Genomic DNA, 21,347 nt, shown 5'->3' on the forward strand with positions numbered 1-21,347 from the left:
TCCTCCCGCTGGTGGCCGGGGCGGGTTCGCCCGATCCGGCCGCCGACTTTTTTGATTTGTGCAGGACGGATATCGCGACGTGACCTTCAACGCCGCCGCCCTTTTGCTTTTGATTGCGGGTCTCGCGCTGATCGGCTGGCTCGCCGGCCGCGCGCGGTCGAACCTGCTGGCCGGCCGTGCGGGCGAAAAGCTGCATTCGCGCCCGCAATATCATGGCTGGTATGTCGCGCTCTGGCTGTTCGCCCCCGCGGCGCTGTTTCTTGCGGTGTGGTCGTCGGTCTCGCCGGCGCTGATCACCAATCAGGTGCTAGCGACCGAGGCGGCGCAGTCGCTGCCGTCGTTCGGGTTCGAGCGCGGCGCGATCCTGTCGGACGCGCGCAGCGTGGCCGAGGGTAAGCAGGCCGACGTGCGACTGCCCGCCGCGGCGCCGCTGGTGAAGCCCTACGCCGACGCGAGCCACAAATATGCGTGGATCGGCATCGCGGCGATGCTCGCGCTGGCGCTCGCGGGCGGGCTCTATGCCTTCACGCGCATCCGCCCCGATTTCCGGGCGCGGACGCGGGTCGAAAAGATCGTGATGCTCGTGCTGCTGCTCGCGTCGCTCGTCGCGATCGTGACGACCTTTGGCATCGTGCTCTCGCTGCTCTTTGAATCGATCCGCTTCTTCCGCCTCGTCTCGCCAACCGAGCTGCTGTTCGGCACCGAATGGGCGCCGACGAGCGGCGCGCCGCAGCCCGACACCTTTGGCGGCATCCCGCTCTTCTGGGGCACGATCCTGATCGGTGCGATCATCGCGATGATCGTCGCGATCCCGATCGGGATGATGACCGCGGTCTACCTCACCCAATATGCCGCGCCGACTGTGCGCAAATGGGTGAAGCCGTTGCTCGAAATCCTCGCCGGCGTGCCGACGGTCGTTTACGGCTATTTCGCCGCACTGACCGTCGCCCCAGCGCTGCGCGAGTTCGCGGTGATGCTCGGTATTCCCAACGCCTCGACCGAAAGCGCGCTCGCCGCGGGTATCGTGATGGGCGTGATGATCATCCCCTTCGTCTCCTCGATGGCCGACGACAGCATCAACGCGGTGCCGCAGGCGATGCGCGACGGTTCGCTCGCATTGGGCGCGACGCCGAACGAGACGATCCGCCAGGTGCTGATCCCCGCCGCGCTTCCGGGCGTGATGGGCGGCATATTGCTCGCGGTCAGCCGTGCGATCGGCGAGACGATGATCGTGGTGATGGCGGCGGGCCTGTCGGCCAACATGACCGCCAACCCCTTTGCCAGCGTCACCACGGTGACGGCGCAGATCGTCAAGCTGCTGACCGGCGACCAGGAATTCGACAGCGCGAAAACGCTCGCCGCCTTCGCGCTCGGCCTCGTCCTCTTCATCGTCACGCTGCTGCTCAACATCGTCGCGCTGCGCATCGTCAAAAAGTATCGTGAAGCTTATGAATAGGCAGACCGCCCCCACCGACTGGAAAGGCGCCGTGATGCAGAAACGCATCGCGGGCCGCTACGCCGCCGAACGCCGCTTCAAGCTGATCGGGCTGGGCGCGGTGCTGCTCTCGGGCGCTTTCCTCGCTTTCCTGCTATTCGTGATGGTCGGCAACGGCGCGCGCGGCTTCATGTATACGCATGTCGCGGTGCCGGTCGATTTCAAGGCGATGCCGCTGACGGTCGACACGTCGCGCCTCGGTGATGCCGACGCCGATCAGGTGATCGCGAATGCGGGGCTCGCCGACATCGTCGCCTTTGCCGCCGACGAGGCGCTGGGGACCGACGGATCGAAGCTGATTTCCGAAAATGCGTGGAAGGAAGTCCGCAGCGCGATCAAGGACGACCCCGAATTGCTGAACGGCAAGACGGTGTTCGAGCTGCCTGCCTCGTCCGAAGTCGACATCGCCGCCAAGGAAGGTGCCAGGGGCGCACTCGGTGCGAAGGTCGATGCGCTGGAGAAGGACGGCAAGCTGTCGACGGGCATCCACTGGCCCTTCTTCAAGAACGCCGACGCCACCGATCCCGCAGTCGCGGGCATCTGGGGCGCATTGAAGGGCTCGGTGCTGACGATCTTCATCGCCTTCCTCATCGCCTTCCCGACCGGCGTACTCGCGGCGCTGTATCTCGAAGAATATGCGCCGAAGAACCGCTGGACCGACCTCATCGAAGTGTCGATCAACAACCTCGCCGCGGTGCCCTCGATCATCTTCGGCCTGCTCGCGCTCGCGGTGTTCATCAACTGGTTCGGGCTGTGTCAGGCGAGCCCGCTCGTCGGCGGTTTGACGCTCGCGCTGATGACGATGCCGGTGATCGTGATCGCCAGCCGCAACGCGATCAAGTCGGTCCCGCCGTCGATCCGCGACGCCGCCTTGGGTGTGGGCGCAAGTCCCGTGCAGGTGGTGTTCCACCATGTCCTGCCGCTCGCCCTCCCCGGCATCCTCACCGGCACGATCATCGGCATGGCGCGCGCGCTGGGCGAGACCGCGCCGCTGCTCCTCGTCGGGATGCGCGCCTTTATCGGCGACGTTCCGGGCGGCATCTGCTCGCCCTCGACCGTGCTGCCGATGCAGATCTTCCTCTGGTCGGACGAAGTCGACCGGGGCTTTGTCGAGAAAACCTCCGCCGCGATCATCGTGCTGCTTATCGTGCTGCTGTCGATGAACGCCTTTGCGATCTATCTTCGCAACAAATTCGAAAAACGCTGGTGACCCCATGACCCAAGACGATCTTACCATCGCCGACCCCAAGATGAAGGCGCACGGCGTCAACGTCTTCTATGGCGAGAAACAGGCGATCAACGACGTGTCGATCGACGTCGGCACCGACCTCGTCACCGCCTTCATCGGCCCGTCGGGCTGCGGCAAGTCGACCTTCCTGCGTTCGCTGAACCGGATGAACGACACCGTCGCCAGTGCCAAGGTCACCGGCCAGATCGAGCTCGACGGCGAGGATATCTATGCGCCGTCGATGGACGTCGTGCAGCTGCGCGCGCGCGTCGGCATGGTGTTCCAGAAACCGAACCCCTTCCCCAAGTCGATCTATGACAATGTCGGCTATGGCCCGCGCATCCACGGGCTTGCGCCGAACAAGGCCGACCTCGACGTCATCGTCGAACGCGCGCTGGTGCGCGCCGGCCTGTGGGACGAGGTCAAGGACCGGCTCGCCGAAAGCGGCACCGCTTTGTCGGGCGGCCAGCAGCAGCGCCTGTGCATCGCGCGCGCGATCGCGGTCGACCCCGAAGTCATACTGATGGACGAGCCCTGCTCGGCGCTCGACCCGATCGCGACCGCGAAGATCGAGGAGCTGATCCACGAACTGCGCGGCAAATATGCGATCGTGATCGTCACGCATAACATGCAGCAGGCGGCTCGCGTGTCGCAGCGCACCGCCTTTTTCCACCTCGGGACGCTGGTAGAGTACGGCAAGACCACCGACATCTTCACCAACCCGAAGCAGGAACGCACCAAGGACTATATCACTGGCCGCTACGGTTAAGCCGCAGCCAAAAGGACAAGAGTGATGGCACTAACGAACGATCATACGGTCAAAGCCTTCGACGAAGACCTCAACCGCCTGCGCGGGCTGATCAGCGAAATGGGCGGCCGCGCCGAACAGGCGCTGCTCCAGGCAATGACCTCGCTCAGCAAGGGCGATCTCGACCTCGCGGCGCAGGTCGTGCGCGACGACAAGAAGATCGACGCGCTCGAGGCCGAGGTCGAACAGCTCGCGGTGCAGACGATCGCGCTCCGCGCGCCGATGGCCGACGACCTGCGCGAAATGATCGCGGCGCTGAAAATCGTCTCGGTCGTCGAGCGCATCGGCGACTATGCGAAGAATATCGCCAAGCGCGTCGCTCTGATGGACCAGACGCGCTCGATCGAGGCGATCCCGCTGCTGATGTCGATGTCGAACATCGTCGTCGAGCTGGTCCACGACGCGCTCGACAGCTTCGCGGCGCGCGACGCCGAACTCGCGGTGCGGGTGACGGTGCGCGACAAGAATGTCGACGATTTCTACAACAGCATCTTCCGCACGCTCGTCACCTTCATGATGGAAAATCCGAAATATATCTCGGAGAGCGCGCACCTGCTGTTCGTCGCCAAGAACCTCGAGCGCATGGGCGACCATGCGACGAACATCGCCGAGATGGTCTATTATGTCGTCACCGGCGAACATATGGAGGAACGCGAACGCGGCGAGACCCCCGAAGACAGTGCGTCAGCGGAGCAGGAGCAAGGCTGATGCCACAGCCCGATCTGCTGCTGATCGAGGATGACGAGGCGATCGCCGAACTCATCGTCTGGCATTTCGCGCGCGAGGGCTTTTCGGTCCGCCAGACACCCGACGGCGAGCAGGCGCTCGTCCTCGTCGAGGAACGCGTGCCCGACATCGTCCTGCTCGACTGGATGATCGAGAGCCTGCCCGGCATCGAGGTTTGCCGGCGCCTGCGCCGCAATCCGAAATCGGCGAACGTCCCGATCATCATGCTCACCGCGCGCGGCGAGGAAGAGGATCGTATCCGCGGGCTCGAGACCGGCGCCGACGATTATGTCACCAAGCCGTTCAGTCCGCGCGAACTCGTCGCACGCGTCCAAGCGGTGCTCCGCCGCCTCCGCCCCGCGCTGGCGGGCGAGATGCTGACCTATGCCGACATCGAGCTCGATTCGGTCGCGCACAAGGTCGTGCGCAACGCCCAGATCGTCGCGATGGGCCCGACCGAATTCCGCCTGCTCCGCCATTTCATGGAGCATCCGGGCCGCGTCTTCTCGCGCGGGCAATTGCTCGACAGCGTCTGGGGCCAGGACAGCGATATCGAACTGCGCACCGTCGACGTCCATATCCGGCGGCTGCGGAAAGCGATCAACCTGCCCGGCACGAGCGATATCATCCGCACCGTACGCTCGGCCGGTTATGCGCTGGATGCGGGCAAGAGCGTCTGACGTCGGACGGCACCGGCCCGGTTGATTCTCACCGTCAGGCCGGATAGGTCCGGCGTGCCGAGAATAGAGTAGCAGGCTGGTATCTCCTGCGCCCGCTTGACGGGTTCTTCTCCGCCACGGCGTCGACCAGCCTTTTGCGGCAGGTGGCGCGGAATTGCAGTTGCCGCCCCGCCGCTACCGACGACGGAGTACGCCCGTGCAATATATCTATCTCGCCATCGCCATCGTTGCAGAGGTCATCGCAACCAGCTTTATGAGACAATCGGAAGGCTTCACGAAGCTCGTCCCGTCGCTGATTACCGCCGGCGGATAAATTGTCGCCTTCTATTTCCTGTCGCTGACCCTCAGAACCTTGCCAACGGGAATCGCCTACGCGATCTGGTCCGGCGTCGGGATCGTCCTGATCGCGGCGATCGCGTGGGTCTTTCAGGGCCAGAAGCTCGACACGCCCGCCATGATCGGCATGGCGCTGATCATAAGCGGCGTGGTGGTGATGAACGGCTTTTCGAACAGCACCGCACATTGATCGCCGGAGTCGACGGAATGCCGCCGGATCAGAAATCGATCTGCGTGCGCAGCCCGAACGTGTCGGCCGAATAGCTGCGGTCGCCCGTCGCGGTGGCGACGCGCGCATCGTCGAGCCAGACTTTGCCGTAGTTGGCGGTGATGCGGATATAGTCGATCGGCGACCAGACGAGCCCGATCAGCGCGGTCTTTTGCTGCCCCCCGCGGACGCCGGCGTCGTTGAGGTCGAGATAGTCGTAGCGCGCATTGACCTCGATCGCGCCGATCCCGCCGGCGGTAATCGGCTTCGACGGCTTGAGGCGGTCGAACGCGCCGTCCCTGTAGCCGCGCGCATCACCGGGGGTGAGCACCATGCCGACCTCGGCATAGCCGCCGAAGAAGGTCGGGTCGGCGGCGGCGGTGCTGCGCTTGACGCTCTGCCAATAGGCTTCGCCCGCGGCGTGGAACGGCCCGGCCAGCACCGCGCCTTCGAGGCCGAGGCCGCGTTCGCTCGATATGTCGAGCAGCCCCGTGTCGACCAGCCGCACGTCGGTCGTGTGGACGAACGGCCGCGCACGATAGCGGTTCGTCGCCGCGGGGTCATTCGGGTCGCGGTAATGGCCCGATGCGGCAAGATGAAGCTGTGTATTGCCGACCTTCGGCATGAACACGACGCGGCCATCGACGCTGAGGCTGTGGTTGCTGTCGGTCAGGTCGCGGGCATTGTCGCCGAACACTCCGCCCTGGAGCAGCACGGCCTTGCCCTTATATTGCGCCGACAGGCCGACGCGGCGCTCGAAGCCGAATGCTTGCACGAATGCAGCGCGTTCCATGAAGCTGGTGAACAGGTCGCTCGTCATGTCGTCGAGTCCCCAGAAGGGCTTGATCTGGCCCGCGGTGACCGACAGCGGCCCGGTGCCGTAGGTCAGGTAAATGTCGGTGAGTTCGACCTCGCTGTTCGCGACATCGGCCTCGACGCGGTACGAAAAACCGCCCGGGATCTTGCCGTCGACGCCGAGATAGATGCGGCGGAATTCGGTCGCGGTGCCGCCGCGGATGCCGGTGACGCCCGCGGGCGCGTCGATACCCGCGACGTCGAGCTGGACGCGGCCGCGCGGCTTGAAGCTCCAGCCGTCGGCGGTCTTGATCTCGGGCGCGCCCTTCCAGCTGATCTCGGTCGCGGGCTTCGCGGTCACCGAAGGCGGCGCGGGCGGCACCACCGCGACCGGTGCGGGCGCCGGCTGCGGAGTCGCGGTGTCGAGCCGTGTCTCCAGCGTCTGGACCTTGGCCTTCAGCGCCGCGAGTTCGGCGCGCAGCTCTGCCGCCTCCTCGGCCGTCATCGCCTGGGCGTGGACGGCGGTCGGTAGGCTGAACATCGACGTCGCCAGCAGGGCGGCGGTCAGGGCATGGCGCATGAGGGATTTGCTCCGTTGCGAAAGGGTGACAATCTGCGGGCGCTGTTATGACCGATATATGACAGTTGCACGTCTTTAAGATGACATTTCCGTTGCAACCGACATTTTCTCTCCCTCTTGCCAGCGGGGTGCGAACGGCTAAGGACGTTCCAGTTTTTTCGGGCAACCTTTCTTCGGGGCATGCCCTTTCCGGGAGACCATCATGACGATCAAATTTGACGGCCGCGTTGCTATTGTCACCGGCGCCGGCGGCGGCCTTGGCCGCGCCTATGCGCTCGAACTCGCGCGGCGCGGCGCCAAGGTGGTCGTCAACGACCTCGGCGGATCGCGCGACGGCACCGGCCATTCGGACGCGGCGCTGCAGGTCGTCGAGGAAATTCGCGCCGCGGGCGGCACCGCGATCTCGAACGGCGGCAGCGTCACCGAATATGACCAGATGGCCGAAATGGTGGCGAAGGCGAAGGAAGAATGGGGCGGCGTCCACGTCCTGATCAACAATGCCGGCATCCTGCGCGATAAGAGCTTTGCCAAGATGGAGCCCGCCGATTTCGACCTGGTGCTGAAGGTGCATGTCAGCGGCAGCGCCAATGTCACCAAGGCGTGCTGGGACCTGATGCGCGAGCAAGCCTATGGCCGCATCCTGATGACCGCGTCGTCGACCGGCCTCTACGGCAATTTCGGCCAGGCCAATTACGGCGCGGCGAAGCTGGGCCTCGCGGGCCTCACCAAGACGCTCCACCTCGAAGGCGCGAAGTACAACATCCGCTGCAACACGATCGCCCCGGTCGCGGGCACGCGCATGACCGAAGACATCTTCCCCGCCGAGCTGTTCGAGAAGTTCACGCCCGAGAATGTCGTTCCGGCGGCGCTCTATCTGGTCAGCGAGGATGCCCCGACCAACATGATCGTCGGCGCGGGCGCGGGTGCCTATCACGCCGCCTATGTCACGATGACCCCGGGCGTCGCGCTGCCCGAAGGCGAGCGCACCCCCGAAGGCGTCGCCGCGGCGTGGGAGAAAATCATCGACCGCAATGGCGAAACCGTCCCGCAGTCGGGCAGCGAACAGTCGATGAATGTAATGAAGGCATTGATGGCGCTGGGCTGAACCTGATATCCCCCCGCACGGTAACGCCCGGACGGCGTTCCCGTGCGGGGGGATGATATGGCGGACATGAGCCTTGGCGACGGGATCGACCTGCTTCGGACGCGCGCCAGAATCCTGAAATTCCTGCTGCTCGCCGGGTTTGTGGTGATATTGGCGACGCTGGCCGGGCAGGTCGCCGAGCTGCAAGGCTATATTTCGCTCGACGAAAATGTCGAGCTGACCGGAGTGGCGGCGCTCTATGCGGCCGTCGGCCTCACCGACGTCCTGCTGCTGCTCGTCACGATCGTCTTCTTCAGCATGTGGATCTATCGCGCGGCCGCCAATGTCGTTTCCGCAGGAACCGTCGGCTTCGACTATACGCCGGGCTGGGCGATCGGGTGGTTCTTCGTCCCGATTGCCAATCTCTTCAAACCCTATGCGGTCATGCGGCAGGTCTGGAATGCCAGCCATGGCGGACAGGGCGACCAGCTCGAACGGCCCGAGGGGCTGCTCGCGATCTGGTGGGGCACCTGGCTGATCTCGAACATCGCGTCGAATATTTCGCTCCGCCTGACGCTCAACCCCGGCTCTCCCGCCGAACTGGAAACGGGTCTCCAGATCGGTATCTTCGCCGCGCTGGTCAGTCTTGCGCTCTATCCCGCTGCCTATCGGCTGGTCGATCGCATCACGACGGCGCAACGCGAGCGGCTCACCTCGGCACATATCTTCGCCTGACTTATTGTATTGCATCACCAATACAGTCTTGCTAGAAGCGATGCGGGGCAAGGGGATCGGACAGAAGGACGACCCCGATGTATAGTGAAACCGACCTGCAAGCTGCGGTCGATGCAAAGGTACTGACGCCGGAGGCCGCGCTGGCTTTCCGGTCGCATATCGCATCGGTGCGCGCCGCTCCCGGAGCGGATGAGGAATCATTCCGCCTCATTACCGGCTTCAACGATATTTTCGTCAGCATCGCGGCGGTGATCCTGCTCGTCGCGGTCGGCTGGATCGGCGCTTCGATCCATCCTGCGCTCGGCGGCGCGTTCGTCGCCGGCTCGGCGTGGTTCCTCGCCGAATATTTCACCCGCAAACGCCGTATGGCATTGCCCAGTATCGTGCTCGTCCTCGCCTTTGCAGGCGGGGTGTTCGCGACGATGGTGGGTGTCCTCGTCGAGCATGGCGAGGCGATTTTCGGGAGCGATCCCGGCGAAACCGTCGGCGCGATCCTCATCGGCGCCATGGCGCTCGTGACCGCCGGGGCGACCTGGGCGCACTGGAAGCGTTTCATGGTGCCGATCACCGTCGCCGCCGGGACCGCCGCGCTCGCCGCCACCGCGGTCGCGCTCGTACTCGCGATCACCGGAATGCCCAGCCCCGACGGCACGCTGCCGATGATCCTCGTGCTGATCGCCGGGCTCGGCGTCTTCGCGCTCGCGATGTGGTGGGACCGCAGCGACCGCGTGCGTCAGACGCGCCGCAGCGACGTTGCCTTCTGGCTCCACCTGCTCGCCGCGCCGATGATCGCGCACCCGATCTTCCACCTGCTCGGCGTCACGCGCGGCGACGACATCGGCAGCGCCGCGGCGGTGATGGTGATCGGCGTCTACATCCTGTTCGGGTTCATCGCGCTCGCGATCGACCGCCGCGCGCTGCTCGTCTCGGCGCTCGCCTATGTGCTGTTCGCGATGACACAGCTGTTCAACACCTTTGGCGCGGTCGAGCTTAACGTAGCGCTCACGGCTTTCGTGATCGGATCGGCGCTGCTGCTGCTCTCGGCCTTCTGGCAGAATGCGCGGGCGGTGGTGGTCGGCTTCCTGCCCGACAATCTGGCGAACCAGCTGCCCGCGACGATCCGTCCGGTCAGTCCGATACCAGCTTCATAAGCTTGCGTTCGACGGGGGCGAGCACATTCGACAGCTCGTCCCCGCGCTTCAAAATCGCCCCGGCTTCGGAGACAAGGGCCCACATGCCCTGCCGGCTCCGCAAGGCGGGGCGTTTTTCTATGCGATATTCGGGCCGCTCGGCGGCGCGGCGAAAGGCCGAGAAGATCGCGGCGTCGCGGTGGAAATCCATCGCATAGTCGCGCCAATGTCCTGCCGCGACCATGCGGCCGTAGAGGTCAAGGATGCGCATGAGTTCGGGGCGCTCGAAACCGGTCTGTTGCGGTGCCGCTCTGTTATTGCCGAACGGTAGAGGCGTGACCGTGCCCATCAGGCGCCGGTCCGGCTCCCTTTGCGCCGCGGCGCTTCGTCGTCCTCGGCCGCGAATTCGCGTTCGTCGAGCAGGGCTTTCAGCTGCTTCTGCATCAGGTCGAGCTGACATTGCAGCAGTTCGACCCTTTGCGTCGCGGGGTCGAAAGTCTCGCTGCATGGCGTGCCATAGGGCACGAACTCGCGCGCATATTCGGTTGCATCGAGCAAGGTCGAGCGCGCCGGGATGCCGACCATCACCGCGCCCTCGGGCACATCCTTGGTCACCACGGCGTTGGCGCCGACGCGCGCGCGTGAATGGACGGTGACGGGGCCCAATATCTGCGCGCCCGATCCGACGATCACATCGTCGGCCAGCGTCGGATGGCGCTTGCCGCCGATACCGTTCGCGGGGTCGGTGCCGCCCAGCGTCACGCCCTGATAGATGGAGACATTGTCGCCGATCTCGGCGGTCTCGCCGATCACGACGCCAAAGCCGTGATCGATGAACAGGTGACGGCCGATCGTCGCCCCCGGATGAATGTCGACCGCGGTCAGGAAGCGCGACAAGTGATTGACGAAGCGCGCGAGGAAGAACAGCCGCGCCTCGAACAGCCAATGCGCGATGCGGTGCATGCCGACCGCAACCAAACCCGGATAGAGTAGAATTTCCCAGCGCGACCGCGGCGCCGGATCGCGCGCCTTGATCGAATCGAGATAGGCAATCAGCCCGTTGAACATATAATGTCCCCTGCGACCCTATTTTGTACCGGACAAGATAGATGTTCGGGCGCGGCATTTCCACCCCCGGTGCATTTTTATCGTCAGCGACCGAACAGGCCGAGGCGCAGCAGGAGCAGTCCTTCGCTGCGCAAATGCCGCTCGCCATCGTGGCTCGCGATCATGCCGGCCCAGCGGTCGAGCATCAGAAGCGACCGGTTTCGGCCAAAAATCCTGCGCGACGGCGCATCCCGCGCCTTCGCCTGACCGAGCAGATCGCGGGCTTCGGCCTCGCCTTCCTCGACACCCGCACCCCAGATCAAACCCCAGCGCTTTCCGCCAGCTTCACCGCCGCCGGACAGCGCAAAGAGGTGTTCGCCAAAGCCTTCGGAGGCCGCGCGCCGATCGCCGTCGCTCTCGGCAAGCAGCATCGCTTCGGCGGCGTCGACGAGCGCGTCGAGACCGCCCTGCCCCGCCCATGTTTCCTGAAGTTCGGCGAGCAGCGGCTCGCCTTTGGGCAGCGCGCCCGGATCGCTTGCGATCATCGCCGCCATGTCGCGCCACCAGGCGAGCTTGATCTGCCCGATCAGCGGCTCGCGCGCATCGAGCAGCAGCTTGGTCAGCCGTGCGGCCAATCCCCAAAGCGCCGACATGGCGGCGCGCCGCGCGTGCGGTACGGAGACCAGCACGCGCGGATCGCGCATATCGGGGTAGAAAGCCGTCTCTTGGTCGTCAGGCGCGATTGCGGACCGCCTTCACGGCTGCGACGACGCGCGGCGTATCGATCAGCGCGGCCTTTTCGAGATTGTGCGCATAGGGCAGCGGCACATCCTCGTTGCACACGCGCATCACCGGCGCGTCGAGATCGTCAAAGCCATGCTCCATCGCGACCATCGCGAGTTCGCTGGCGATCGAACAGACCGGCCAGCCTTCCTCGACGATGACAAGATGGTTCGTCTTCTTGAGGCTCGCGAGCACCGTCGCGGTGTCGAGCGGACGGATCGTGCGCAGGTCGATCACCTCGGCGTCGATGCCCTCGCCCGCCAGCTCGTCGGCGGCTTCGAGCGCGAGCCCGACGCCGATCGAGTAACTGACGATGGTGACATCGCTGCCCTGACGCATGATCCGTGCCTTGCCGATCGGCAGGACGAAATCGTCGACCTCGGGAACATCGAAGCTGCGGCCGTAGAGCAGCTCGTTTTCGAGGAAGACGACGGGGTCTTCGGTGCGGATCGCGGCCTTCAGCAGCCCCTTGGCATCGGCGGCGTCATAAGGCGCGATCACGATCAGCCCGGGGACGCTCGCATACCAGGGTGCGAAATTCTGGCTGTGCTGCGCGCCGACACGCGCCGCGGCACCGTTCGGACCGCGGAACACGATCGGGCAGCGCATCTGTCCGCCCGACATATAGTTGGTCTTCGCCGCCGAGTTGATGATGTGGTCGATCGCCTGCATCGCGAAGTTGAAGGTCATAAACTCGATGATCGGACGCAGGCCGCCCATCGCGGCGCCCGCGCCGAGACCGGCGAAGCCATATTCGGTGATCGGGGTATCGACGACGCGCTGCGCGCCGAATTCCTCGAGCAGCCCCTGCGTGACCTTGTACGCGCCCTGATATTCGGCGACTTCCTCGCCCATCACGAAGACACGGTCGTCTTTGCGCATTTCCTCGGCCATCGCATCACGCAGCGCTTCGCGGACGGTCAGGCGGGTCATTGCAGTGCCTTCGGGGATTGCGGGGTCCGATGCGCGCTCGGACGCGGTGGGCGCCGCAACCGGAGCCGGAGCCGGGGTTTCGGCCTTCGGTTCAGGTGCAGCAGCCGGTGCGACGGCCGGCGCCGGAGCTGCGGCTTCCTCGCCCTCGCCCGTGATCGTGGCGATCACGGTGCCGACCTTCACATTGTCGGTGCCCTCGGCAACGAGGATCTGGCCGATCGTGCCTTCATCAATGGCTTCAAATTCCATCGTCGCCTTGTCGGTTTCGATCTCGGCGAGAATGTCGCCCGACTTCACCGTGTCGCCTTCCTTGACGAGCCACTTGGCGAGCGTGCCTTCTTCCATCGTCGGCGACAGTGCCGGCATTTTCAATTCGATGGCCATCTCAATATTGCTCCACCAGCACGTCAGTATACAGTTCATGAAGTTCGGGTTCGGGCGCGCTTTCCGCAAAGTCGGCGGACTCGGCCACGATCGCGCGGATCTCCTTGTCGATTTCCTTGAACTTGTCTTCGGTGATGCCCGCATCGGTCATCAGCTTTTTCAGATGTTCGATGGAATCGCTCTTGTCGCGCACCGCCTGCACTTCCTCGCGGCTGCGATATTTGGCAGGGTCGGACATCGAGTGGCCGCGATAGCGATAGGTCTTGAGCTCCATCAGCACCGGCCCCTTGCCGGCGCGCACCCATTCGAGCGCCGCTTCGGCCGCGCCGCGCACCGCGAGCACGTCCATGCCGTCGACCTGCATGCCGGGGATGCGGAAGCTTTCGCCGCGGCGATAGAGCTGGTCTTCGGCCGACGAGCGGTTCACCGACGTGCCCATCGCGTACTGGTTGTTCTCGATCACGAAGATGATCGGCAGCTTCCACAGCTCGGCCATGTTGAAGCTTTCGTAGACCTGGCCCTGGTTCGATGCGCCGTCGCCGAAATAGGCCATCGCCACCCCGCCGTCGCCGCGATATTTGTGCGCGAAGGCGAGCCCGGTGCCGAGCGACACCTGTGCGCCGACGATGCCGTGGCCGCCGTAGAATTTATGCTCAACGCTGAACATGTGCATCGAGCCGCCCTTGCCGCTCGAAATGCCCGCGGCGCGGCCGGTCAGCTCGGCCATGATGACCTTGGGGTCGATGCCGTAAGCGAGCATGTGGCCATGGTCGCGGTAGCCGGTGATGACGCTGTCCTTGTCGCCGTCGAGCGCCGACTGCAGGCCCACCGCCACGGCTTCCTGGCCGATGTAGAGGTGGCAGAAACCGCCGATCAGGCCGAGACCATAAAGCTGCCCCGCCTTCTCTTCGAAGCGGCGGATGAGCAGCATCTCGCGATAGAATTTTTCCAGCTCTTCGGGCGTCGCGTCATAGGGGACGGGATCGCGCGGTTGCTCGCGGTTGCTCGCGGCGGCCGGGGTGGATGCAGTCTTTTTGGGCGCGGGGGAGGTGCGCGCGGGTGCTTTGGCCAAGGCGGGTTCCTTTGCAGTTAGCCGTTACGGCAAGCGCTCCCTATAGGAGAGCCGCGCGGCACTTGGCAACGCCCACCATGGGCGGGGGCGGGACCAACTTACGTATGCAGCATAGGGGTGCAGCAACGCTGCCGCAAAAGCTCAGGGCTTTGCCGTCTTGTCCATCGGAATGATATACTCGTCCTGATGATATGCGCCGAGTTTCTCGCGCACATATTCCTCAGCCAAATCGGGATCGACGCTCCGGCGGTCGAGCAGATTGACGCGGTTCTGGAGCTCGTTTTGCTTCTTGGTCAGCTCGCTCAGGATGACGCGCTGCTTCTCGACCGACTGGCCGTAATCGCCCCAGGCGTACAGGCCGGTCGGGCCGAAAATGATGTAGCCGATCATCGCCAGCACCACCATCACCGCGATGGCGGGACCGGCCGCCCGGTGCATCGATTTGCGGAATTTGTGGCGCTGCGTCATTCCGGCCCTTGAATCAGAGTTGATTCGCGGCGTCAAGGCGTCAGGCCACAGTTTTCCGCAGCTTTGCGATCAGCCGAAAATCGACGCCCCCGGATAACGCGCCATGTCGCCCAGCTCTTCCTCGATACGGATCAGCTGGTTGTACTTCGCAAGCCGGTCCGAACGCGCGAGGCTGCCGGTCTTGATCTGGCCGCAGTTGGTCGCGACCGCGAGATCGGCGATCGTCGAATCCTCGGTCTCGCCCGACCGGTGCGACATCACCGCGGTGTAGCGCGCGCGGTGCGCCATATCGACCGCATCGAGCGTTTCGGACAGCGTGCCGATCTGGTTGACCTTGACGAGCAGCGAGTTGGCGAGGCCGTCCTTGATCCCCTGTTCGAGGCGCAGCGGGTTGGTGACGAACAGGTCGTCGCCGACGAGCTGGCACTTGTCGCCGACGAGATCGGTGAGCGCCTTCCAGCCCACGAAATCATCTTCGCTCATCCCGTCCTCGATCGACTTGATCGGATAGTCGTTGACGAGCGCGGCGAGATATTCGGCCATCTGTTCGGGGCTGAGCGAGAGGCCCTCGCCGCTGATCTCGTACTTGCCGTTCTTGAAGAATTCGGTCGCGGCGCAATCGAGCGCGAGCACGACGTCGGTGCCGAGCTTGAAGCCCGCCTGATCGACCGACGCCGCGATGAAATCGAGCGCGGCGCGCGTCGAGGCGAGGTTCGGCGCGAAGCCGCCTTCGTCGCCGACCGCGGTTGCAAGGCCCTTTGCCGACAGGCCCTTCTTCAGCGTGTGGAATATCTCGCTGCCCCAGCGCACGGCTTCGGCGATGCTGCCGGCGCCGACGGGCATGATCATAAATTCCTGAACGTCGATCGGGTTGTCGGCATGCTCGCCGCCGTTGATGATGTTCATCATCGGAACGGGAAGCGTGCGCGCCGAGACGCCGCCGACGTAACGATAGAGCGGCAGGCCGCGCGCATCGGCCGCAGCTTTTGCAGCGGCGAGGCTGACGCCGAGGATCGCGTTGGCGCCGAGGCGGCTCTTGTTCGGGGTGCCGTCGAGGTCGATCATCGCCTGATCGAGTTCGCGCTGATCCTCGGCGTCGAGGCCGATCAGCGCCTCGGCGATGTCGCCGTTCACCGCGGCAACCGCCTTGATCACGCCCTTGCCGAGATAACGGTTCTTGTCGCCATCGCGGAGTTCAACGGCTTCGTGCGCGCCGGTCGAGGCGCCCGAGGGCACCGCGGCGCGGCCGAAGCTGCCGTCTTCGAGCAGGACATCGACTTCGACGGTCGGATTGCCGCGGCTGTCGAGGATTTCGCGGCCGTGAATGTCGATGATGGCGGTCATGGAATATGTCCTGCTGAAGCCCTGTCGACAGGGCGTAGGGAAAGGCGCCCGCCTGTTATCGGCAGGGTGACGTTAGTGCAACCGCTGCATAGGAATTTTGCGGAGGGATGGAACCATTGGCCTCGCCTTGCTATATATTGAGGCAGGACCAAAAGGGGACGCCCGCTGATGCGGCGCCCGTATAAGAAGAAGAGGACAAAGCCGATGGCCAAAGCCGCTACTCCCGCGACGAAGAAAGTTGCCGCTCCCCGTCCCAAAGCGCCCGCGAAGGCCGCCGCCACCAAGGCTGCACCGGCACGCAAGCCGGCCGCCAAAAAGGCGAACGCCAAGGATCACCCGATCCGCGACCAGATCGCCGCGACACGCGACACCATCAAGTCCGAAGCGTCGAAGAAGGCCGCTTCGCTAAAGGAAGAAGCGACGACGCTGAAGAACCAAGCCTCGGCCAAGGCTCGCGACGCCGCGACGAAGGGCAAGGACAAGGCCGCCGAAGCCGTCGGCAGCCTAGCCAAGCTGCTCGAGGACAGCGCGGGCACCGTCGACAGTAAGTTCGGCAAGCAGTACGGCGACTATGCCCGCTCGGCCGCGACGACCGTTGCTGGCCTTGCCACGACGCTCGACAAGAAGGATCTCGACGAGCTCGCCGCCTCGACCCGCGACATGGTCAAGAAGAACCCGGCGATCGCCGTCGGTGCCGCCACGGTGATCGGCTTCGTGCTCGCCCGGATGCTCAAGGGCAGCTCGAACGATTGACAGGGCGTTGGCATCTTCCGATCCGAATACCCCGCCGGCGCCCGATGCGCGCAGCTTTGACGGCATAAGTCATGGCTATGCGCCGGACGGACGTCCGGTCACGCCGCCTCCCGTTCCGCTCGAAAAGATTGTCGGCGACGTCGTCGACAATCTCTCGGCGACGGCAAGGGCGGAGCTTGCGCTGATCGAGGCCCGCGGCGAGCTGGCGCTGCACGGCGTCAGCTGGACCGCGGCATGGGGCACGATTGCGGCGTGTGCGCTCGGCATCGCGATGCTCGCACTCGCCTTCGGAGCGATCCTCGCGCTCGCGCCGCACGTCGGGCCGTTCGTCGCGACGTTGATCGTCGTCGGCGTCTTGCTTGCCCTTGCCGCTTTTGCCGGATGGCGCGCGCAGCTCAGTTACGGCGACATTCGCACCGCGCTTCGGCGTGACCTGACGAACGAAGGGATCGACGATGCCGCGGACGCGTAATAGCCTGATCGCCGCCGCGCGCCGATCGATGCTCCAGCGCGCCGAACTGCACCGCCGGCTCGACGTTGCGCGCGCGGCGCTGAGGCCCAGTGCGCTCGTCGATCGCGGTAAATACCGGATTGGCGAGGCCGTCGACGACACCGCGCATGCGGTGCAGCAGCAGTTCCGCAACAACCGCCTGCCGATCGCGATCGCGGCGGCGGCGGGCGTCGCATGGCTGCTGCGCGAGCCGATCAAGGAACATGCGCCGCGCCTGGTGCAAAAGATTCAGGACCTGGCGACCGACGTCGCCGATCATTTTCGTTCCGCCGATGAACCGGGGGACGAGGATGACATCGATTTAGTGGAGGAAGATGATGAAGCCGTTCGGTGAAACCGCCCGCGAGACGCGTGCAAAAGCGAGTGAACTTGCGGAGAAAACCGCCGAAAATGCGCGACTGACCGCCGAGGCGGCGAAGGCGCGCATCCAGGACGGCTACGGCCGCGCCCGTGCCGCGACGGAGGATCTCGCGGCCAAGGCGAGCGAACAGGCCGGCGTCGCCCGCGAAGCCGCGGGCGAAGTCTATGAAAAGGGCAAGGCGCAGGCGAAACGCGCGAACAGCAAGCTCAAGGATGCGGCCGAGAAGCAGCCGCTGGCACTGGTCGCGGGCGCGGTCGCGATTGGCGCGCTGCTGGGCTCGCTGCTACCAAAGGGCCGCAAGGGCGAGGATTGAGCCGCACTTGCCGTAAGGGCAAAGCGCTGGTAGGGGGCGCGGCTTCTCCCCTACTAGCGTTTATCCGCAAGGAAAGCAGCCATGAGCAAATTGCATCTCGTGTTCGGCGGACGCGTCGCCGATCCGCAGGGTCTCGACTTTACCGACCTGCACAATCTCGACGTCGTTGGCCTCTATCCCGATTACAAGTCGGCCGAAAAAGCATGGCGCAGCGCGGCGCAGCGCACGGTCGACGATGCCGAAATGAAATATGTCGTCGTCCACCTGCACAAATTGCTGCAGCCGGACGCCGAAGCCTGAAAAAATCGTCGCCCCAGCGAAAGCTGGGGCCGCGATCGCCCAGGCATAGCGCCTGCGATCCCAGCTTTCGCTGGGATGACGTGATCAGCGGAAATTGTCGGCGTAAGCCTGAATCTTCAGGCGGCGCTCGGGGGTCGAGGTGATCTCGACGTCGATCCCATTCTTCTCGGCATAGGCCACCGCTTCATCGCGGCTCGCAAAACCCAGGCGCAGCTGGCGCTGCGTGTCGCCGCTGCCCGCCCAGCCCATCAGCGGATCGGCCTTGCGCGCTTCGGCAGGGGCGAATTCCAGCATCCAGCGCTGCGTCCCGGCACGCCCCGACTGCATGGCATTCTTGGGCTTCTGGAAAATACGCGCTTTCATCGGGGTCGTCCTGTACTGGTGCCTGTGCCGCCGCCTTAGCGCCAAGCGGCGCGCACGAAAAGAGGCCTATTGCGCATCGCGCCGCGCCTGCGCCGCTTTGGTCATCAGGCTTGGCCGCGCGTTCACCGGATCGTCGGGCCAATTGTGCTTGGGATAGCGCCCGCGCATCTCGCGCGCCACATCGTGCCAGCTGCCGTTCCAGAAGGAGACGAGGTCGCGCGTCGTCTGGATCGGGCGGTGCGCGGGCGAGGTCAGCGCGAGCACGAGCGGCACCGGCGGATCGCCGATCGTCGGGTGGCGTGCGAGCCCGAACAGCTCCTGCACGCGCACGCTGACCGTCGGCCCGCCGTCGGCGCCATAGTCGATCGGATGCCGGCTGCCGACGGGCGTCGTATAATCGGCGGGCGCATGTTTTTCGAGAAGCTGGCGCGCCGGCCAGTCGAGCGTCGCCATCAGCGCGTCGGTCAGCTTGCGGTCGCCGATGTCGCGAAGCCCGCGACACCCCGCGAGCAACGGTTCGAGCCAGAGTTCGAGACTGTCGGCGAGCGCGCCGGTCGATAGCGCATCGATCCCCGCATAGGAGGCGCGCTGGCGCAGCGCCTGCGCCGCCGGCCCCCAGCCGATCAGCCCCAGCCCCTTTCTGCGCACCGCTGCCAAACGCACCGCAATATCGTCCCCGGCATTTTCGCTGCGTCCCGCCTGCCCGCTCGTCAATGCGATCGCACCGAGCCTCCGTTCGCGCCGATGATCGACGCGGTCGTTCATGCCGTCGTAACTGCTCGCCGAATGCTGGGCGATGCGACCGGCGAAGAGCGCTTCGACTTCGGCCTGCGCGATCGGCGCCGCGGCGAGGATGCGCACGCCCGCAGCATGCCCCTGCGCGTCGGCGATCGCGAGCCATTCGCTGCCCGCGAGCGGGTCGACCGCGTCGATGCGATAGGCGCGGCCGCCGACGCTGAGATATTCGCCGCGCTGCCCTGCCCGCTGCCGCGCAACACGGTCGGGCCAGGCGGTCGCGATCCAGCCGCCGATCGAGCGCGGCTCGACATCGTCGGTCCCGGCCGCCAGCTTCTCGCCGATCGTCGCAAGACGGCGTGCGAGCCGCCATGCGCCCTCCGACCGCTCGTTGCGCTGCCCGCGCCAGCGCCCGAGCCGTGCCTCGACATCGACGCCGCGCCCGCCGAGCCCCGGCTCGGTGAGCAGCACCGCGAGCCGCCCCGCCATCTCGGCCTCGCCCGCACGCGCCGCGTCGAGCAGCATATGCGCGAGCGGCACCGGCAGCGGGATCGCCGCGAGCGCCTTGCCGTGCGCGGTGATGCGGCCGTCGTCGGCGAGCGCACCGATCGCCTGAAGGCGCGTTTTCGCTTCGGAGATCGCGGCCGGCGACGGCGGGTCAAGCCAGCCCAATTGGCGCGGATCGACGATGCCCCAGCTCGCGCAGTCGAGCACGACGGGCATCAGGTCATTCTCGTGGATTTCGGGCGGATCGAAGGGCGGCATGCCCGCGGTCGCCGCGGCCTCCCACAATCGGTACGCAACCCCCGGCCCCTGCCGCGCCGCGCGTCCCGCGCGCTGCGTCGCCGACGCCTGGCTCGCACGCTCGGTGACGAGGCGCGCAATCCCCGCCGCCTTGTCGAAGCGCGGACGGCGCGACAGGCCGGCGTCGATCACGATACGCACCCCATCGATCGTCAGGCTGGTTTCGGCGATGCTCGTCGCGAGGATCAGCTTGCGCCGTCCGTCGGCATCTCGAACAAGCGCCTTGCGTTGCAGCGCCGGGTCGATCTGGCCGTGCAGGCGGTGGACGACGAGCGGCAGCCGAGCGTCCTCGACCGCGGTCGCGGCGCGTTCGATGTCGGCGGCGCCGGGCAGAAAGGCGAGCATGTCGCCCTCAGCTTCGTCGGCCAGCGCCTGCCGCACCGCGCTGAGCACCGACGCCTCGAGCCGGTCCTCGGCGCGGCGGCCGATATGACGCAGGTCGAGCGGCCAGATCTTGCCCTCGCTCCTCACCACGGGCGCATTGCCGAGCAGCGCGCCGAAACGCGCGCCGTCGAGCGTCGCCGACATCGCGACGAGGCGGAGGTCGTCGCGCAGGCCCTGCTGCGCGTCGATGGCGAGCGCGAGCGCGAAATCGCCGTCGAGGCTGCGTTCGTGGACTTCGTCGAAGAGCACCGCCGACACGCCATGAAGCTCGGGATCGGCAAGGATGCGGTTGCGGAACAGGCCCGGTGTCATCACGAGCAGCCGTGTGGCCGCCGACTGCTTGCTGTCGAGCCGCGTCGCATAGCCGACTGTGCCGCCGACGGTCTCGCCCATCTCCTCGGCGATCCGCTCGGCCGCGCCGCGCGCCGCGAGCCGGCGCGGTGAGAGCAGCCACACAGCGCCCTTGCACCAGGGCTGGTCGAGGATCGCGGGGGCGACGCGCGTCGTCTTGCCCGCACCCGGCGGTGCAACGACGACGGCGTTGGGCTTCAGCACCAGCGCCGCCATGATATCGGGCAGCACGGCATCGATCGGCAATGCCTGCATCAGCTACGCGCCGCAGGGTTGCCCAGTTCGGCGTTCAGTCGAAAGGCTTCGGCGGCAAGACGCGATACCTCCTCAGCGGTGACCTCGGTCGCCGCGACCATCACCAGATTGCCCAGTTCATACTTACCGCTGGCCTTGATACGCGGATCGACCTCGCGCAGCCTTTTGCCACGCCAGAAGCCGAGCAGCACGCGATGCTCCTCGGCGCGGATCAGGATGCACGGACCGTTCGCCATGAAGACGAGGTTGGTCCATTTGATCGTTTCGTCAAAGTGTGCGGCCGCCATGATCGCCGCACGCATCATTTCGCAGCGTTCGCGCTGCCAGCCCGACAGCGCGGCGATATAGGCGTCGGGGCTTTCCGCCGCTGGGCCCATCATC

24 protein-coding genes and 1 pseudogene are annotated in these 21,347 nt (G+C 65.6%); 14 read left to right on the forward strand and 11 right to left on the reverse strand.

Features of this window, described 5'->3' with window-relative positions:
* The first annotated feature begins 79 nt into the window (after window positions 1–79).
* The 6 genes and pseudogenes from pstC to V8J55_RS14970 all read left to right on the forward strand — a co-directional run bounded on the left by pstC (window position 80) and on the right by V8J55_RS14970 (window position 5,463).
* Window positions 80–1,456, forward strand: coding sequence for a phosphate ABC transporter permease subunit PstC (gene pstC / locus V8J55_RS14945; RefSeq protein ID WP_336446395.1), 1,377 nt, complete (start codon window positions 80–82; stop codon window positions 1,454–1,456).
* A complete protein-coding gene (gene pstA, locus V8J55_RS14950; RefSeq protein WP_336446396.1) occupies window positions 1,449–2,705 on the forward strand; it encodes a phosphate ABC transporter permease PstA in 1,257 nt (418 codons plus the stop codon). The genes pstC and pstA overlap by 8 nt, the downstream gene beginning before the upstream one ends.
* A gap of 4 nt (window positions 2,706–2,709) precedes the next feature.
* On the forward strand, window positions 2,710–3,492 hold the full coding sequence (gene pstB, locus V8J55_RS14955) for a phosphate ABC transporter ATP-binding protein PstB (protein WP_058538096.1): 783 nt from the start codon (window positions 2,710–2,712) through the stop codon (window positions 3,490–3,492).
* 24 nt (window positions 3,493–3,516) lie between these two features.
* The gene (gene phoU, locus V8J55_RS14960; RefSeq protein WP_336446397.1) at window positions 3,517–4,239 is read left to right on the forward strand and encodes a phosphate signaling complex protein PhoU; all 723 of its coding nucleotides are present in this window, start codon (window positions 3,517–3,519) and stop codon (window positions 4,237–4,239) included.
* Window positions 4,239–4,937, forward strand: a complete 699-nt coding sequence (phoB, locus tag V8J55_RS14965) for a phosphate regulon transcriptional regulator PhoB (protein ID WP_336446398.1) — start codon at window positions 4,239–4,241, stop codon at window positions 4,935–4,937. The genes phoU and phoB overlap by 1 nt, the downstream gene beginning before the upstream one ends.
* A gap of 196 nt (window positions 4,938–5,133) precedes the next feature.
* A pseudogene (locus tag V8J55_RS14970) lies at window positions 5,134–5,463 on the forward strand (DMT family transporter).
* 28 nt (window positions 5,464–5,491) lie between these two features.
* On the opposite strand, the gene V8J55_RS14975 reads toward V8J55_RS14970, so the two are convergent.
* The gene (locus V8J55_RS14975; protein WP_336446400.1) at window positions 5,492–6,856 is read right to left on the reverse strand and encodes an OprO/OprP family phosphate-selective porin; all 1,365 of its coding nucleotides are present in this window, start codon (window positions 6,854–6,856) and stop codon (window positions 5,492–5,494) included.
* 202 nt (window positions 6,857–7,058) lie between these two features.
* Here V8J55_RS14975 and V8J55_RS14980 point away from each other — a divergent pair, with 202 nt between their 5' ends.
* The 3 genes from V8J55_RS14980 (at window position 7,059) to V8J55_RS14990 (ending at window position 9,826) form a co-directional block, all read left to right on the forward strand.
* On the forward strand, window positions 7,059–7,961 hold the full coding sequence (locus tag V8J55_RS14980; protein WP_336446402.1) for an SDR family oxidoreductase: 903 nt from the start codon (window positions 7,059–7,061) through the stop codon (window positions 7,959–7,961).
* A gap of 57 nt (window positions 7,962–8,018) precedes the next feature.
* Window positions 8,019–8,675: a DUF4328 domain-containing protein gene (locus V8J55_RS14985; RefSeq protein WP_336446403.1), complete on the forward strand. Its 657-nt coding sequence runs from the start codon at window positions 8,019–8,021 to the stop codon at window positions 8,673–8,675.
* Window positions 8,676–8,752: 77 nt separating this feature from the next.
* A complete protein-coding gene (locus tag V8J55_RS14990; RefSeq protein ID WP_336446405.1) occupies window positions 8,753–9,826 on the forward strand; it encodes a hypothetical protein in 1,074 nt (357 codons plus the stop codon).
* On the opposite strand, the gene V8J55_RS14995 is transcribed toward V8J55_RS14990, so the two are convergent.
* From V8J55_RS14995 to eno, 7 genes are all read right to left on the reverse strand, one after another.
* Window positions 9,804–10,154: a DUF2794 domain-containing protein gene (locus V8J55_RS14995; protein WP_336446407.1), complete on the reverse strand. Its 351-nt coding sequence runs from the start codon at window positions 10,152–10,154 to the stop codon at window positions 9,804–9,806. The two genes, V8J55_RS14990 and V8J55_RS14995, sit on opposite strands and share 23 nt — an antisense overlap.
* The gene (gene cysE / locus V8J55_RS15000) at window positions 10,154–10,873 is read right to left on the reverse strand and encodes a serine O-acetyltransferase (protein WP_336446408.1); all 720 of its coding nucleotides are present in this window, start codon (window positions 10,871–10,873) and stop codon (window positions 10,154–10,156) included. The genes V8J55_RS14995 and cysE overlap by 1 nt, the downstream gene beginning before the upstream one ends.
* Before the next feature lie 83 nt (window positions 10,874–10,956).
* Window positions 10,957–11,556: a hypothetical protein gene (locus tag V8J55_RS15005; RefSeq protein WP_336446409.1), complete on the reverse strand. Its 600-nt coding sequence runs from the start codon at window positions 11,554–11,556 to the stop codon at window positions 10,957–10,959.
* A gap of 28 nt (window positions 11,557–11,584) precedes the next feature.
* On the reverse strand, window positions 11,585–12,952 hold the full coding sequence (locus V8J55_RS15010; RefSeq protein WP_336446410.1) for a pyruvate dehydrogenase complex E1 component subunit beta: 1,368 nt from the start codon (window positions 12,950–12,952) through the stop codon (window positions 11,585–11,587).
* A gap of 1 nt (window position 12,953) precedes the next feature.
* Window positions 12,954–14,024, reverse strand: coding sequence for a pyruvate dehydrogenase (acetyl-transferring) E1 component subunit alpha (gene pdhA, locus V8J55_RS15015; RefSeq protein ID WP_336446411.1), 1,071 nt, complete (start codon window positions 14,022–14,024; stop codon window positions 12,954–12,956).
* A 141-nt stretch (window positions 14,025–14,165) separates the two neighbouring features.
* The gene (locus V8J55_RS15020) at window positions 14,166–14,492 is read right to left on the reverse strand and encodes an FtsB family cell division protein (RefSeq protein ID WP_336446412.1); all 327 of its coding nucleotides are present in this window, start codon (window positions 14,490–14,492) and stop codon (window positions 14,166–14,168) included.
* 69 nt (window positions 14,493–14,561) lie between these two features.
* Window positions 14,562–15,836, reverse strand: coding sequence for a phosphopyruvate hydratase (gene eno / locus V8J55_RS15025; RefSeq protein ID WP_336446413.1), 1,275 nt, complete (start codon window positions 15,834–15,836; stop codon window positions 14,562–14,564).
* A gap of 204 nt (window positions 15,837–16,040) precedes the next feature.
* On the opposite strand from eno, the gene V8J55_RS15030 reads away from it, so the two are divergent.
* The 5 genes from V8J55_RS15030 (at window position 16,041) to V8J55_RS15050 (ending at window position 18,074) form a co-directional block, all read left to right on the forward strand.
* Window positions 16,041–16,589, forward strand: coding sequence for a hypothetical protein (locus V8J55_RS15030; RefSeq protein WP_336446414.1), 549 nt, complete (start codon window positions 16,041–16,043; stop codon window positions 16,587–16,589).
* Window positions 16,590–16,596: 7 nt separating this feature from the next.
* Complete coding sequence (locus tag V8J55_RS15035) at window positions 16,597–17,061, forward strand: phage holin family protein (protein ID WP_336446415.1); 465 nt, start codon at window positions 16,597–16,599, stop codon at window positions 17,059–17,061.
* A 28-nt stretch (window positions 17,062–17,089) separates the two neighbouring features.
* Complete coding sequence (locus V8J55_RS15040; protein WP_336446416.1) at window positions 17,090–17,434, forward strand: hypothetical protein; 345 nt, start codon at window positions 17,090–17,092, stop codon at window positions 17,432–17,434.
* Window positions 17,418–17,774, forward strand: coding sequence for a hypothetical protein (locus tag V8J55_RS15045; protein ID WP_058538236.1), 357 nt, complete (start codon window positions 17,418–17,420; stop codon window positions 17,772–17,774). Before V8J55_RS15040 ends, V8J55_RS15045 begins: the two co-directional genes overlap by 17 nt.
* Before the next feature lie 81 nt (window positions 17,775–17,855).
* Window positions 17,856–18,074 (forward strand): DUF4170 domain-containing protein, encoded by a 219-nt coding sequence (locus V8J55_RS15050; protein WP_037510444.1) that lies wholly within the window; start codon window positions 17,856–17,858, stop codon window positions 18,072–18,074.
* Window positions 18,075–18,158: 84 nt separating this feature from the next.
* On the opposite strand, the gene V8J55_RS15055 is transcribed toward V8J55_RS15050, so the two are convergent.
* The 3 genes from V8J55_RS15055 to V8J55_RS15065 form a co-directional block, all read right to left on the reverse strand.
* The gene (locus tag V8J55_RS15055) at window positions 18,159–18,437 is read right to left on the reverse strand and encodes an ETC complex I subunit (RefSeq protein WP_336446417.1); all 279 of its coding nucleotides are present in this window, start codon (window positions 18,435–18,437) and stop codon (window positions 18,159–18,161) included.
* Window positions 18,438–18,503: 66 nt separating this feature from the next.
* Window positions 18,504–20,966: an ATP-dependent helicase HrpB gene (gene hrpB, locus V8J55_RS15060; RefSeq protein ID WP_336446418.1), complete on the reverse strand. Its 2,463-nt coding sequence runs from the start codon at window positions 20,964–20,966 to the stop codon at window positions 18,504–18,506.
* Window positions 20,966–21,346 (reverse strand): DUF1801 domain-containing protein, encoded by a 381-nt coding sequence (locus V8J55_RS15065; RefSeq protein ID WP_336446887.1) that lies wholly within the window; start codon window positions 21,344–21,346, stop codon window positions 20,966–20,968. The genes hrpB and V8J55_RS15065 overlap by 1 nt, the downstream gene beginning before the upstream one ends.
* Between the last annotated feature and the right edge of the window lies 1 nt (window position 21,347).

This window comes from Sphingopyxis sp. CCNWLW2 (assembly GCF_037095755.1).
In the GTDB taxonomy this organism is placed as follows: Bacteria; Pseudomonadota; Alphaproteobacteria; order Sphingomonadales; family Sphingomonadaceae; genus Sphingopyxis.

Bases quoted from the DNA above. Each gene is read 5' to 3' on its own strand.
- pstB (WP_058538096.1), top strand. From the start codon at position 2,710: ATGACCCAAGACGATCTTACCATCGCCGACCCCAAGATGAAGGCGCAC.
- V8J55_RS15045 (WP_058538236.1), top strand. From the start codon at position 17,418: ATGAAGCCGTTCGGTGAAACCGCCCGCGAGACGCGTGCAAAAGCGAGT.
- V8J55_RS15010 (WP_336446410.1), bottom strand. From the start codon at position 12,952: ATGGCCATCGAATTGAAAATGCCGGCACTGTCGCCGACGATGGAAGAA.
- V8J55_RS15005 (WP_336446409.1), bottom strand. From the start codon at position 11,556: ATGCGCGATCCGCGCGTGCTGGTCTCCGTACCGCACGCGCGGCGCGCC.
- phoU (WP_336446397.1), top strand. From the start codon at position 3,517: ATGGCACTAACGAACGATCATACGGTCAAAGCCTTCGACGAAGACCTC.
- V8J55_RS14980 (WP_336446402.1), top strand. From the start codon at position 7,059: ATGACGATCAAATTTGACGGCCGCGTTGCTATTGTCACCGGCGCCGGC.
- pstA (WP_336446396.1), top strand. From the start codon at position 1,449: ATGAATAGGCAGACCGCCCCCACCGACTGGAAAGGCGCCGTGATGCAG.
- eno (WP_336446413.1), bottom strand. From the start codon at position 15,836: ATGACCGCCATCATCGACATTCACGGCCGCGAAATCCTCGACAGCCGC.
- V8J55_RS15040 (WP_336446416.1), top strand. From the start codon at position 17,090: ATGCTCCAGCGCGCCGAACTGCACCGCCGGCTCGACGTTGCGCGCGCG.
- V8J55_RS14995 (WP_336446407.1), bottom strand. From the start codon at position 10,154: ATGGGCACGGTCACGCCTCTACCGTTCGGCAATAACAGAGCGGCACCG.
- V8J55_RS15050 (WP_037510444.1), top strand. From the start codon at position 17,856: ATGAGCAAATTGCATCTCGTGTTCGGCGGACGCGTCGCCGATCCGCAG.
- V8J55_RS14975 (WP_336446400.1), bottom strand. From the start codon at position 6,856: ATGCGCCATGCCCTGACCGCCGCCCTGCTGGCGACGTCGATGTTCAGC.
- V8J55_RS14985 (WP_336446403.1), top strand. From the start codon at position 8,019: ATGGCGGACATGAGCCTTGGCGACGGGATCGACCTGCTTCGGACGCGC.
- V8J55_RS14990 (WP_336446405.1), top strand. From the start codon at position 8,753: ATGTATAGTGAAACCGACCTGCAAGCTGCGGTCGATGCAAAGGTACTG.
- V8J55_RS15020 (WP_336446412.1), bottom strand. From the start codon at position 14,492: ATGACGCAGCGCCACAAATTCCGCAAATCGATGCACCGGGCGGCCGGT.
- phoB (WP_336446398.1), top strand. From the start codon at position 4,239: ATGCCACAGCCCGATCTGCTGCTGATCGAGGATGACGAGGCGATCGCC.
- V8J55_RS15055 (WP_336446417.1), bottom strand. From the start codon at position 18,437: ATGAAAGCGCGTATTTTCCAGAAGCCCAAGAATGCCATGCAGTCGGGG.
- V8J55_RS15065 (WP_336446887.1), bottom strand. From the start codon at position 21,346: ATGATGGGCCCAGCGGCGGAAAGCCCCGACGCCTATATCGCCGCGCTG.
- cysE (WP_336446408.1), bottom strand. From the start codon at position 10,873: ATGTTCAACGGGCTGATTGCCTATCTCGATTCGATCAAGGCGCGCGAT.
- V8J55_RS15030 (WP_336446414.1), top strand. From the start codon at position 16,041: ATGGCCAAAGCCGCTACTCCCGCGACGAAGAAAGTTGCCGCTCCCCGT.
- hrpB (WP_336446418.1), bottom strand. From the start codon at position 20,966: ATGCAGGCATTGCCGATCGATGCCGTGCTGCCCGATATCATGGCGGCG.